General features: G+C 30.9%; 8 protein-coding genes. 2 read left to right on the top strand and 6 right to left on the bottom strand.

Annotated features, from left to right (window positions below; all coding sequences use genetic code 11):
* Positions 1 to 533: 533 nt before the first annotated feature.
* Both DPIF8902391_RS11860 and DPIF8902391_RS11855 read right to left on the bottom strand, forming a co-directional pair.
* Positions 534 to 3,608 carry a type ISP restriction/modification enzyme gene (locus DPIF8902391_RS11860; protein WP_172505949.1) on the bottom strand — a complete coding sequence of 1,025 codons (3,075 nt, stop codon included), beginning with the start codon at positions 3,606 to 3,608 and terminating at the stop codon, positions 534 to 536.
* 586 nt (positions 3,609 to 4,194) lie between these two features.
* Positions 4,195 to 5,814 (bottom strand): ABC-F family ATP-binding cassette domain-containing protein, encoded by a 1,620-nt coding sequence (locus DPIF8902391_RS11855; RefSeq protein WP_172505948.1) that lies wholly within the window; start codon positions 5,812 to 5,814, stop codon positions 4,195 to 4,197.
* A gap of 183 nt (positions 5,815 to 5,997) precedes the next feature.
* On the opposite strand from DPIF8902391_RS11855, the gene DPIF8902391_RS11850 reads away from it, so the two are divergent.
* Both DPIF8902391_RS11850 and DPIF8902391_RS11845 read left to right on the top strand, forming a co-directional pair.
* A complete protein-coding gene (locus DPIF8902391_RS11850) occupies positions 5,998 to 7,359 on the top strand; it encodes a TlpA family protein disulfide reductase (RefSeq protein ID WP_172505947.1) in 1,362 nt (453 codons plus the stop codon).
* A 167-nt stretch (positions 7,360 to 7,526) separates the two neighbouring features.
* On the top strand, positions 7,527 to 9,380 hold the full coding sequence (locus tag DPIF8902391_RS11845; protein WP_058885068.1) for a DEAD/DEAH box helicase: 1,854 nt from the start codon (positions 7,527 to 7,529) through the stop codon (positions 9,378 to 9,380).
* A 498-nt stretch (positions 9,381 to 9,878) separates the two neighbouring features.
* On the opposite strand, the gene DPIF8902391_RS11840 is transcribed toward DPIF8902391_RS11845, so the two are convergent.
* The 4 genes from DPIF8902391_RS11840 to DPIF8902391_RS11825 form a co-directional block, all read right to left on the bottom strand.
* On the bottom strand, positions 9,879 to 10,715 hold the full coding sequence (locus DPIF8902391_RS11840; protein ID WP_058885069.1) for a prohibitin family protein: 837 nt from the start codon (positions 10,713 to 10,715) through the stop codon (positions 9,879 to 9,881).
* An 81-nt stretch (positions 10,716 to 10,796) separates the two neighbouring features.
* Complete coding sequence (locus tag DPIF8902391_RS11835; RefSeq protein ID WP_232119690.1) at positions 10,797 to 11,408, bottom strand: hypothetical protein; 612 nt, start codon at positions 11,406 to 11,408, stop codon at positions 10,797 to 10,799.
* Positions 11,409 to 11,445: 37 nt separating this feature from the next.
* Complete coding sequence (locus tag DPIF8902391_RS11830; protein ID WP_198912932.1) at positions 11,446 to 12,129, bottom strand: HupE/UreJ family protein; 684 nt, start codon at positions 12,127 to 12,129, stop codon at positions 11,446 to 11,448.
* Between the two features lie 10 nt (positions 12,130 to 12,139).
* Complete coding sequence (locus DPIF8902391_RS11825; RefSeq protein WP_172505944.1) at positions 12,140 to 13,387, bottom strand: efflux RND transporter periplasmic adaptor subunit; 1,248 nt, start codon at positions 13,385 to 13,387, stop codon at positions 12,140 to 12,142.
* Positions 13,388 to 13,411: the final 24 nt, after the last annotated feature.

Raw genomic sequence — 13,411 nt, 5'->3', positions numbered from 1 at the left:
TTAAAATAGTATCGAGAATTTTAGTTTGATTGATTTTGATGCTAAAAAGTTCTCGATACATTTTTTTGAAAGAAAAAAACACTCGAACTGACAGTTATTTTGATGATTCTTGTCAATTCGAGTAATTTTAATGACTAAAAGGAATTAAAATAGTATCGAGAATTACGAGTTTTCGATGTATATATAAAAGGCGAACCCTATAAGTTCGCCTTTTTATTGTTTTATGATTATAACTATTTAAGATAGATAATTTGGGCGTTCCCTAAAGGTCGGGCTTTCCGCACTCGCTCTTTTTATTTTTTTAAAAGAAAAAATAAAAAGGAGCTCAAACAATTGCTTCAATCCCTAACGCAAAACAAGATAATATGTAGGGACAAAACCTATGTGTTTGCCTTATTTGTGTGATAGTAAATAAGGATGAGAATCTGAAATAAATTCAGCTTGACGGATTTTGATAATTATTTAGTTAAAGTAAAGACCTCACAGGTTTTTAAAACCTGTGAGGTCTGCCTCATACGTTAAACCATATAATTTTATTTCTCGTCATTTTCTATAAAATCAATCAAATCAATTTCTTTCATTATTTTGTCGGTTTGTGTTAAAGCAACGATAATTTTATTATAATGAAAAATATCTTCGTAATCTAATTCTCGTCCTTTGCGGTCTTTTAACCACTTTTGAGCTGGCTGATAACCGCCAATATAAAACTCCCAAGCAACTAAAGGAACATTATCAAAATAATTAATGTCGTTTATCCAAACTTTTCCGTGTGTATCGGTTACAGCCTGATAACCAATATCGGTTTTTGTTAATTTTCGGGTAATTATATTATCGCCATCGCCTAAATATTGGGTAATTGCATCTTCTACAATTGGGCTTTCTAATAAATGAATTTGGCGTATTTCTCCGCCTAATTTTACCAAATCCCAAAATGTTTTTTCATCTTTAGGAAAAGGAACTCTAGGAAAATCTATCTTTAAAAATTCTTTGTAGGTTTCTCGATAATTTGGCGAGTGTAAAACGGCATAGATATAATCTAAAACATCAATTGGGGCAAAAGTTTTTGCGGTTTCCTCTTTCTCATTCGTGAATTTTAAACCTAATTTTTTAGCAATTTTATTGATGATTTTTTTATCTAAATTTGGAACTCGTGCTATTGCTTCTCCTTTTTTATCTTCGGAAAAATCAATATCTTTTTTTTCGGGATATAAATATAGTGGGAAATTATATGTGTGATTAGTTATAAAATCTCTATTTGTTAAGTTGTTTGATACTAGAGTTTCAAGTCCATAACCTTTAGATTGTCTTATTACATTTAAACCGATATTTTCGCCTATAATATAATTAATCATTAATTTATATCTAGCTCTTTGTAAAATATTATTATCAAAAATTGTAAACCTTATATCAAATGGGCGGTAAAAGAATTTATTCGATGTTAAATATTTTTCTTTTATTAAATTTTCATCTATGGAAACTAATTCACTATCTTTTCCTGTTGCAATTCCCATAGAATTAATTTTAAATAATTCTTTTAAATCAATATATTTATTAAAAATTTTTATTCCATTTGTATTTCTTTTTTCAAAAAAATAATTTGGTTCAATAGATTCTATTTTATTCCACTTTATAGTTTTAAATGAGTTTTTTGATAAAAAATCATATTTAAAATCACGTTTTCCGAATAAATCATAATGAAAAATATTTCCTAAATCTTTTGGTTTTTTATCGCCTGTTTTAAAAAAAATATTAATAGAAACACCAGCCATAATATCAAACACATTTTGGTCGGGGGAACCATTGGGAGAAGTTTCTTTTTTACGTGAATTACCATGTAAATTTAAAATATAAATTTTATCAAAAGTTTCTAATAAATTTTTTCGCATTTGCCGATGAATTATTCCATCAATAAAACTATTATTAGAAATATACGCTAAAACACCGTTTCCATTTTTTTGGATAAAATGCTGTCCGTATCTTATAAATTTGATATAATCATCAGAAAGAGGCTGAATATTTCTCTCTTTTAAATCTTTTTTATAATCTTTTAATAAATTTAAAATCCACTCACTTTTATTCGTGCTACTAACGGCATACGGCGGATTTCCAATAATACACATCACAGGCGCATCTCTTTTAATGGCATTTGCTTGGTCGGCTTCATTGGCTAACCAGCCACTAAATAAGGTACCGCTATCTTTGTGGGCTTCTTCTAAACTATTGGTTAAAAATATATTAAAACGCTGGTCGTCTTTGGGTTTGTAGCCAGTTTCTGTGAGTAGCATATCCATTTTAAGATGCGCCATTGCATAACTTGCCATTAACAATTCAAAACCATTTAAACGAGGAATTAAATCTTTAGAAACGTAGTTGCTCCAAATTCCTTGTTGTCCTTTAAATTTTTTGTGAATGTGTTTTATAACTTCGGATAAAAAAGTTCCTGTACCAGTTGCGGGGTCTAAAATTTGTACTTTGTGAACTTCTTTATCATATTCTTTATAACCGCTTTTAAAGTTTTTATTAGCAATATCGGTTTTTACTCTGATAGTTGTTTTGCTCGTATCTGCTAAACCTTTAGCGAGTTTAAATTCTGATTTTAAAACATCATCAACCGCTCTAACAATAAAATTAACCACGGGTTGCGGTGTGTACCAAACACCACGAGCTTTCCGCAAAGCGGGATTGTATTCCCCTAAAAACGTTTCGTAAAAATGTACAACAGGGTCTTCTTGTTTGGTGCTTTTACCGAAATTTTTCATGATGTCGGCAACATCGGAAGCTAAAAATATTTGTACTAATTCATCTACAATCCACGCAATACGGTCATCTAAATCGAAGCCCGCAATATCTTGAAAAAGTTTACGTAAAAACGGATTACTTTTAGGGATTAATTCGGCGGCTTCTTGTCTTGAAAAGCTTTCTAATGTTGGGTCGTGATATCGGGCGGCAAACATTCCGTAAGCGATTGTTTGTGCATAAATATCGGCAAATGCTTTGTTATCAATATCATGAATTAGCATTTGTTGAAACGACAACATTTGCGATTTTATATTCGAGCGATGTTCGTCTTGATCGTCTTTATTTAATGATTTTTCAATGATATTCGCCATTAATTTGGCTTTACCCGCCATCATTTGCGCCAATACGGTGGGCGATTTTATGGTTTGCGATACTATTTGCGCAAAGTTTTTTATCAGTTGTGTAAACTGTTTAAAATTTTCAGGGATTCCAACAATTTGCCCATTTTCAATTTTAGCGATGGCAATTTTTGTGGTTAATTCGCCATTTCTATAAAACTGAAATTCTAGATAATCGGTAAACGCTAAGTTTGTTAAACCAGCTTTATATCTGTCAAATTGTTCTTTTAGGGTTTTGCTTTTTAAATCAACGCCAATATCTTTTGCTTCAATATATCCGATAGGGATATTTTTGCGTGTTAATACATAATCAGGCGCACCACAGGCAACTCTTGCGGGCTCGTTAGTTACTAAAACATCTGGCAAAATTGCCATAATAAGATTTTGTAAATCGCCTCTGTAAGAGTGTTCTCGGGCATTACCAGTTATAAAAAGCGTATTTATTTTGGTAATGTATTCTTGTATGGTCATAGTATTTTTTTTCTAAGCAATTTAAATGTAATCAAATAGTTATTTTGATTTTATTTAGAGTCTGTTTATTAAATTTTATTTAAAAAAATGCCTCTTCGGGTATTGATCTTTTTCATAGAAGGCACTCTTTGTTTTTACGGCTAAAAGTATCATTTTATTAGTGAAAATTATCAAATAAAGCTGTAAAAATTAAATGGCTATAAAAATAGACCTCACAGGTTTTAAAAACCTGTGAGGTCTGTATTAAAATGATATCGAGAATTTGAATTATTTTCTGTTGATGAATTTGATACTAAAAAAGTTCTCGATACTATTTTTTTGAAGGAAAAAAAATCACTCGAACTGACAGGCTAGAATTGATAATTTCTATTTAGGTTCTTAAAACTAAAATAATTTTAAGACTACGGATTTCCTAGCCCCGATTGAAGCAATTGTTTGAGCTCTTTTTTATTTTTCCCTTTAAAAATAAAAAAAGCGAGTGCGGAAAGCGGGAAATAGCTTCAAAAAAAAATATACTTCAAAAAAGCACAAAAAAAAGGAAGCACAATATTTGTGCTTCCTTTTTATAAATATGTTGTAAAATATATTATGAATACATCTTCTTTCTTAATTCTTTTACCTTTGGGTCGGCTAAATATTCATCGAAAGTAGCATATTTATCGATTACCCCTTTTGGCGTAATTTCAATAACTCTGTTTGCTACGGTTTGTGCAAACTCGTGATCGTGTGTTGAGAATAAAATAGTTCCTTTAAAGTTAATTAAAGAGTTGTTTAATGCCTGAATAGATTCTAAATCTAAGTGATTTGTAGGCTCGTCTAACATTAAAATATTTGCTCTTGTCATCATCATTCTCGACAACATACAACGAACTTTTTCACCACCCGATAATACATTACTTTTCTTTAAAGCCTCTTCGCCAGAAAAAATCATTTTCCCTAAGAAACCTCTAATAAATACAGCTTCTCTTTCTTCTTCAGTTTGTGCGTACTGACGTAACCAATCTACTAAATCTAATTCGCCATCTTGAAAAAATGATGAGTTGTCAGAAGGTAAATACGATTGGGTCGTTGTTACTCCCCAGCTAAATTTACCAGCATCGGCTTGCTCGTTTCCTGATATAATTTGATAAAAAGTAGAAACTGCCTTCGAGCTTTTTGAAATAATTGCTACTTTATCGCCTTTGTTTAAATTAATATCAACATTGGCAAATAAAGGTTTTCCTTCAAAATCTTTTGATAAGCCTTCGATGTTTAAAATTTGGTCTCCCGCCTCTCTATCTCTATCAAAAATAATTGCAGGATAACGACGACTAGACGGCTTAATTTCATCAACATTTAACTTGTCTATCATCTTCTTACGAGAAGTCGCTTGTTTAGACTTTGCCATATTTGCAGAAAAACGACGGATAAATTCTTCTAATTCCTTCTTTTTATCTTCGGATTTTTTATTCTGTTGCGCTCTTTGCTTTGCCGCTAATTGACTAGATTCATACCAGAAAGTATAGTTTCCTGAAAAGTGATTTATTTTAGCAAAATCAATATCAGAAATATGTGTACAAACGGCATCTAAAAAGTGACGGTCATGCGATACTACGATTACCGTATTGTCAAAATTCGCTAAAAAGTTTTCTAACCAAGCGATCGTTTCAAAATCTAAATCGTTGGTAGGCTCATCCATAATTAACACATCAGGATTCCCAAATAAGGCTTGTGCTAATAAAATACGTACCTTTTTCTTAGAGTCTAAATCGGCTAATAAAGTATAATGATCTTCTTCTTTAATCCCTAAGTTAGATAATAAGGTTGCCGCAGCAGAATCGGCATTCCAACCGTCCATTTCTTCAAAACGAACTTGTAACTCGCCTATTTTTTCGGCATTTTCATCGGTATAATCGGCATATAAAGCGTCAATTTCCGATTTAATTTTATATAATTCTTTATTTCCTTTTAATACAGTATCTAAGGTAGTAAACTCATCAAAAGCATAATGATCCTGTGTTAATACTGACATTCTTTTACCAGACTCTAAATGAACCTGACCCGAGGTTGGTTCTTGTACTCCTGATATAATCTTTAAAAAAGTAGATTTTCCTGCTCCATTTGCTCCGATAATACCGTAGCAATTTCCTTGAGTAAACTTCGTGTTTACTTCATCAAACAAAACACGCTTACCAAACTGAACTGATAAATTAGAAACTGATAACATTGAAAGTTTTTTAAATTCGGCTACAAAAGTATAAAATATACTCGCTTAAAAAGAATTTGCAAGGAACTATTTAACACATTACATTTGGCGGCGATAATTCTTTTAACAACGAATTAACAACAAAATGATAGCGATATGTTTATTTTTGAACATTATCTTTTTATACCGTTAATAACCAGCTAAATGATTAAATACTTAATACCCCTTCTATTAATTTTATTCATTGGATGTAATTCATCAAAAACACCCAAGACCACATATTTTGGCGGTAAAATTATTAATCCGAAGTCAAATTATATCACTTTATCGGACAATTACGCTTTTAATGACACTATTTATTTAAAAAAAGACCATAGTTTTTTAGGTTCTTATAAAAATTTAAAAAAAGGCTTGTATGTTTTTGGACACGGACCAGAGCATCAATATGTTTATTTAGAGCCTCAAGACAGTTTATTATTTCGCTTAAATAGTTGGGATTTTGATGAATCGTTAGTTTTTAGTGGAAAAGATGCCGCTAGAAATAATATATTAATTGAAGCTTTTTTAGAAACCGAGCAAGACGACAAAAATTTTGAACGATTATACCAGCTTTCACAGCCTGATTTTTTAATAAAAATTGATTCTATTAAAAAAATTAAAGAACAAAAATTAATCGATTTTAAAAAAAACAATAAAGAAAATGCTTCTAAAGAATTTTTAGAGATATTAAAGGTAGCGTTATTTTACCCTGTTTATACGTATTCAGAACAATATGCTATTAAAAATTTCACCAAAAAAAATCCTGAAAAATTAGTAGCTTCTTATTTTGATTATCGGGCGGATATCAATTTAAAAAAAGATTCTTTAATTTTTTTCAGCCCCTATTATGCTTTAATAATTGACAAGTTATATAATGATGTATATCTTGAAAAAGGTACTGCGGATAATTTTACACGAAATTTATTAAATAATATTGATGCGAGTATTTCTTCGGAAAAAATAAAAAATAAATTACTTTATAATACGGTAATTCGTCATTTTTTTAAAGAACCGAACGATGAAAACAAAAACAAAACGTTTTTTGAATTTTTTAAGTTAAACACCAATATTGAGCAGAAAAAAAATATGCAACGATTGGTTAATGATCTTAAGCTATTAAATGTTGGCGAAAAACTACCCGATTTTAATTTAATAGCCGCCACAGGCGAAACAAAACGTATTTCAAAGTTGATAAAAGGAAAGGCTGCGGTTATTTTATTTAAAGACTATAAATATGCTTCCGATGACTGGATTTCATCTCGAACAAACTTTTTAATAAAAAACAACCCTAATGTTACCTTTATTATAGTTAATTTATGCAATAATTTTAAGCGATACACTAAAAAAATAGCCATAAAACACCAATATACCCTACCTAAAAAGAGCCTTGTTTGTAATTTTTCTTCAAGCAAGTTTCCACGCATGGTATTAATTGACAAGCAAGGTATTATCCAAAACGGATATACAAGTTTATCTGCAAAAAACATTAACAAACAAGTGCAAAATTTACAAAACAACAAAAAATAGTTGTTATTTAGTGTAAAAAAGCGTAAATTTGCGGGATTTTATTATTTAACTGAAATAAAATCTAGATTATTAACTACCAGGTAATTAGCTATTAATCTATTGTCCAAATTAAGAATCAGGTTTACAGATACTGGCGTCTGTGAATCTAAAAGAACACAGACGTATATATGTCAACATTTTTAGATTTAGGCTTAAAAGAGCCAATAAACAAAGCATTAACAGATTTAGGTTACGAAAAACCAACTGTAATTCAAGAGAAAGCAATTCCTCAAATTATTTCATCTACTGATGATTTAAAAGCTTTTGCTCAAACAGGAACTGGTAAAACAGCTGCTTTTAGTTTACCTATTATTGAACAAATAGATAGTTCAGACAAAAACACTCAAGCTATCATTTTATCTCCTACTCGTGAACTTGCTGTTCAGATAGGAAATAATATTAAAGATTTCGCTAAATACATACCAGACTTAAAAGTGGTAACAGTATATGGTGGTTCTAATATTGAAGAACAAATTAGAGGCTTAAAAAGAGGTGCTCAAATTGTTGTTGGTACTCCAGGAAGAACAGTCGATTTAATAAATCGTAGAGCCTTACGTTTAGGAAACGTAAAATGGTTAGTTTTAGATGAGGCTGATGAAATGCTTAACATGGGGTTCAAAGATGAGCTTGATAAAGTATTAGAAGCAACTCCTGACACCAAACAAACGTTATTATTTTCGGCAACCTTCCCTAGAGAAGTTGAAGCAATTGCTAGAAACTATATGACTAACCCTGTTGAAATTACTTCAGGAGAAAAAAATCAAGGTTCTGACAACGTTACTCACGAATACTACGTGGTAAACGAAAGAACTCGTTACCAAGCGTTAAAAAGAATTGCAGATGTAAATACTAATATTTACGCAATTATTTTCTGTAGAACACGTCGTGAAACTCAAGAAGTAGCAAACAATCTTATTAAAGATGGTTATAGCGCAGATGCGTTACATGGTGATTTATCTCAACAACAACGTGATAGCGTTATGGGGAAATTCCGTAAGAAAACTATCCAAATTTTAGTTGCAACTGATGTTGCTGCTCGTGGATTAGATGTTACCGAATTAACACACGTTATTAACCACAAATTACCAGACCAAATTGAAAACTACAATCACCGTAGTGGAAGAACTGGTAGAGCTGGTAACAAAGGTATTTCTGCTGTTTTAGTTAACAATAAAGAAAAAGGTAGATTACGTTCTATTGAGCGTATTATCAAAAAGAAATTCGAAGCTAAAAAAGTACCTACTGGAAAAGAAATTTGCCAGAATCAATTAATGCACTTAATTGAAAAGGTAAAAGCTACAGAGGTTAACAACGAACAAATTGAAGAGTTTTTACCTAGTATCTATGAAAAACTAGAAGACTTAACTAGAGAAGAATTAATTCAAAAATTCGTTTCTTTAGAATTCAATAAATTCTTAACCTACTATAACAAATCTGACGATTTAAATGAGTTATCTTCTAGAGATAATTCAAGAGCTAGAGCGACAGATGAAAACATGACTCGTTTCTTTATCAACTTAGGTAGAAAAGATAAATTAAATCCTGCTACATTAATTGGATTAATTAACGACCAAAAAATTACTGATAAAATTGAAATCGGAGCGATTGATATTTTAGATACTTTTTCTTTCTTTGAAATAGATAAAAATTTCGAAAAAGAAACTTTAGAAGCGTTTAGTGCTAACGGAGCTGATTTTAACGGACGTTCTGTAAATATTGAAATTACCAAATCTAATCGCGGTGGCGGTGGTGGCGGAAGAAAACCTCGCGGTGGCGGTGGTGGATTCGGCGCAAGACGAAGAAGCGGTGGTTCTGATAGAGCTCCAAGAGATAGAGGTTCTAGAGATAGAGCTCCAAGAGATAGAGATTCAAGAAGTGGTGGTGATTCAAGAAGACGTAGCGATACAGGTTCTTCTTCACCAAGAAGAAGTAGCGGTGACGGTGCATCTTCAGGTTTTGGAAGAAGACGTAACAGAGATTAATTAATTTAAGATTATTCTTAAATTCGATTATTTATATATTTTATAAAAAAGTCAGCTCAATTGAGCTGACTTTTTTTGTTTCATTTTTTATCAAAAGAAAACTTCTCTCCTATTTTTACTTTATAGTTTTTTAATAAAAAAACATAGAGCCTGTTTAATTTGTAGTCAATAAAATTTTATTATAAAAATTCACAAATAATCTGTCAGTTCGAGTGATTTTTTTTCTTCAAATTCCTTCTAGTCATTAAAATCACTCGAATTGACAAGAATAATCGCCTAAAGAATTATCAAAAAAAGGGAATAACTACGGCAAATCAGGATGCGAAACGGAACTAAAATCCCTTTGACAGATTCGATTTCTTATTTTTATGTTACAAAACTTTTTTAGATGAAATTTAAACAGGCGCTTAAAAGAGAAAATAAAACAGCATAAAAAAACTCTGAACAAGTAACTGTTCAGAGTTTTAAATTTATTCTTAAATTTTAGTGTAATGCTTTTTATTGATTTCCTAAAATAATTGGCATTCCACTTTTACCCGAACCAATTAAAACAACTTTACTGTTTGGCGAATTTGCTAATTTTAAGGTAGCTTCAATTCCTTTATCTTGTAAAATTTTATCGGTTAAAGAAGCGCTTAAAATTTTATTTGCATCCGCTTTACCTTTTGCTTCAATAATTTGTTTTTCAGCTTCTTTTTGAGCAGTAACTAATCTGAACTCATATTCTAAAGATTCTTGCTCTTGTTTTAACTTACGCTCAATTGCCGTTTTAATGGTTGTTGGTAAGGTTACATCTCTAACTAAAATTTCATTTAATTGAATAAATTGCTTGTCTAAAATCTTTTTTGTTTCTGCAAAAATTTCTGTTTGAATCACATCTCTTTTACTAGAATATAATTGTTCTGGCGTATAACGACCAACAACACTACGAGCTGCCGAACGAATAGCTGGTTGAATAACTCTTGAAATATAATTTTCTCCTTTTTCTTGATGTAAAGAACCAATTTTATCAGATTGAGGTTGAAACCAAGCAGAAGCTTCTAGTCTAATTTCTAATCCATTAGATGATAAAACTTGCATTTTTTCAAAAATCTCTTGCTGACGTACCTCGTAAATAAAAACTTTATTCCAAGGTGCTACAATTTGAAACCCCTCGCCCATTGCTGGCTGGTCAGTTACTACACCACCACCAAATGTTTTATATAAAACACCTGCCTGCCCTGATTTTATGGTTACTGTCGATTTTGTAAAAGCAATAATTCCAAGTACAGCGATTATTCCTAAAAGAAAACCTCCTTTTGGTAATTGAAAATCTAATTGTCTGTTATTATTCATTTTTATAGTTTAATTTATTTTAATTTCAAATGTACAATTAATCTTGTTTTAAATGATACGAAAGCGAAACCTTAAAATTACTTATTTCATAAACACTTTGTAGTGTCCTTTTAATTTTAAAACAACAGTAATATCTTTATCGGTTAAATTTTTAAAATACCAACCGTGTTTTCCTTTAAAAGGAGCGGTAAAAGTTCCTGCCATATTATTAGAATATGCGACGGTATAACTTTCATAAAACACCTCTTCAGGCGGGTTGTTTTGTTTTACTTCCCCATGAAAATCAGTATAAAGAATATCTTTTTTTTCTGATGACCATTCATAATTAAAACTACTGTATTTAAGGGTATTAACCTTATACTCTATCCCTTTTTTAGCAGGAACAATAACACGAATACTATCTTCTCTTTCAGTTAATCGCTGTTCAGAAGGCGGATTATTAGCCTCTAAAGGTTTTACAATACTTGGATCAGAACCAATACTTTTAAGCGTTATTTTCTTGAAATTTAATTTAGATGAAGCATCGCTTACTAGCTCTTTTTTATTTTCTTGATACAGCTTAGCAAAGCCCATTAATTTACCTGTACCTAAAGGATCTACGCCATATTCGGCAGGTAAAATAGCTACTAAAAGAACTAATAATCCTACAATAAATGCTAAAAAAACTGATTTTAATAATTGTTTTTTACTCATTAAATTTTGTTTATTTGTTGTTGTCATTATCTGTATGTTATAAAATGAAATATCCTGTTAATTGATATCCTAATAATAAAAATCCTGCAGTCATTAAAAGTATATTGGTCACCTTTGAAAATTTTAAAAAACTTTCAAAGTGTCGCCAGTAAGAAATACACAATAAAATTGCACCTAAGGCTAAAAACTGCCCTATTTCTACACCTAAATTAAAGCCTAATAAATTAACAAGAAGCCCGTCTTTATCTAATTGAAATTCTTGCAATTTAGTAGCCAACCCCAACCCGTGAAATAAACCGAAAATTAACACGGCTTTTTTAGTGTCAGGTTGTTTGTTAAAAAGCGTTTTAAAACCGCCTAAATTATCAAATCCTTTATATATTATTGAAAATGCTATAATGGCATCTATCAAAAAAGCATTGATACTCACATCAGTTAATACGCCTAATAATAAAGTAATACTATGCCCAATTGTAAAATAAGTAACGTACTTTATAATGTCTTTTGTTTTATACAAAAAGAACAAAACTCCTACCAAAAAAAGTAAATGATCATAGCCCGTAAGCATGTGTTTGGCACCCATATAAAGAAAAGCGCCAAAAGAAACGCCCTTATTATTTACTAAAAATAATTGGGTACTATCATCTACTCCGTGGGCAAAACCCGCCAAAGGAATGAGTACTAAAATGAGTGCTAATAATCGGTTTTTTTTAAAATCCATCGTCATCTAATTAATGCACATGACCTTCCATGCCACCTGCTTGTTGTAATAATTTGCCCTTTAAAAAATGAGCACCTTGCGTAACTATTTTAACATCAAAATTATTTCCTTCAATTGTTTTTATAGCTACAAAACCTGTATCACTATTCCCTAAAGTTACTTTTAAAGGAATAAATTCCACAGTATTTTCGGCAGCAAATATAAAGCTTTCGCCTTCTTTTTCTATAATTGCAGCCTGAGGAATTGCAAATGTTTTTTCGCCATTTAATAATATTTCCGCATTGATAAACATTCCTGATTTTAGGCTATTTTTTTCATCCTCAAAATGCCCGTGAACATTTACCGTTTTTGTTTTATCGTTTATTTTTTGACTGATTAATTTAATGTAACCTTTATATTTGGTATCAATTCCCGAAGGTTTAAAAATAAACTCATCGCCTTTTTTAATTTTGGTAATATCTGTTCCAAAAACATTTAATTCGGCATGCATATGGTCGGTGTCAATAATTTCCATCATTTCCGAATTTGCCGCTAAAAAAAGCCCTTTATTTAAGATATTTTCTACCACATAGCCCGAAATTGGCGCTTTTATATACACATATTGTTGAATTCCATTTGTTAAAATGCTACTTGCCGATAAATTTGCCATCTTTAATTGTGCAGCATAACTAGCTACTAAACTTTTTGAAGAATGATACATACTTTGCGCTATTTGAAACGATTTTTTTGAGGTAATTTCGTTTGCTAACAGCATTTTTTTACGCTCATAATCCGCCTTTGTAACCTTATTATTATTCACTGCCTCTAAATACGAATATTGCAATTTTATAAAATTTGGATGCTCTAAAACGGCAACGGTCTGCCCTTTTTTCACCTTATCGCCAGGCAATAAATAGGTTTTATATACAAACGATTCTAAGGGCGCATAAATAGTTGCTTTACTTTGCGGAGGCACTTCTATTGTTCCTGTTACGGTAATGCTATTGCGTATTTTTCGTTGGGTAATTTCGGCTATTTTTATATTTGCTGATGTTATTTGTGCGCTTGTTAAATGCAATTCATTTTTGGCATGTTCTTCATTTTCAACTTGATGTTCGCTTTTATTTTTACCGTTATTTTTGCCGTTATTTTTTTTATGTGTTCCTGTTTTTTCTTCGGATGCATGATCGTGTCCTGTATGGTCTTCTTTTTCCGAATTACAACTGATAATCGATACTATTGTTATTAATAAACTGATTATATTGATATATTTTTTCATCTTTTTATATGTTTTTTTCCTGAC

It is taken from the genome of Tenacibaculum finnmarkense genomovar ulcerans (assembly GCF_900239495.1).
Lineage (GTDB): Bacteria > Bacteroidota > Bacteroidia > Flavobacteriales > Flavobacteriaceae > Polaribacter > Polaribacter ulcerans.
This window is presented reverse-complemented; position numbering and strand designations above follow the sequence as displayed.

What these genes read in the sequence shown, in the direction of transcription:
- DPIF8902391_RS11860 (WP_172505949.1), bottom strand. Translation starts at nt 3,608, where the DNA reads ATGACCATACAAGAATACATTACCAAAATAAATACGCTTTTTATAACT.
- DPIF8902391_RS11855 (WP_172505948.1), bottom strand. Translation starts at nt 5,814, where the DNA reads ATGTTATCAGTTTCTAATTTATCAGTTCAGTTTGGTAAGCGTGTTTTG.
- DPIF8902391_RS11850 (WP_172505947.1), top strand. Translation starts at nt 5,998, where the DNA reads ATGATTAAATACTTAATACCCCTTCTATTAATTTTATTCATTGGATGT.
- DPIF8902391_RS11845 (WP_058885068.1), top strand. Translation starts at nt 7,527, where the DNA reads ATGTCAACATTTTTAGATTTAGGCTTAAAAGAGCCAATAAACAAAGCA.
- DPIF8902391_RS11840 (WP_058885069.1), bottom strand. Translation starts at nt 10,715, where the DNA reads ATGAATAATAACAGACAATTAGATTTTCAATTACCAAAAGGAGGTTTT.
- DPIF8902391_RS11835 (WP_232119690.1), bottom strand. Translation starts at nt 11,408, where the DNA reads ATGAGTAAAAAACAATTATTAAAATCAGTTTTTTTAGCATTTATTGTA.
- DPIF8902391_RS11830 (WP_198912932.1), bottom strand. Translation starts at nt 12,129, where the DNA reads ATGGATTTTAAAAAAAACCGATTATTAGCACTCATTTTAGTACTCATT.
- DPIF8902391_RS11825 (WP_172505944.1), bottom strand. Translation starts at nt 13,387, where the DNA reads ATGAAAAAATATATCAATATAATCAGTTTATTAATAACAATAGTATCG.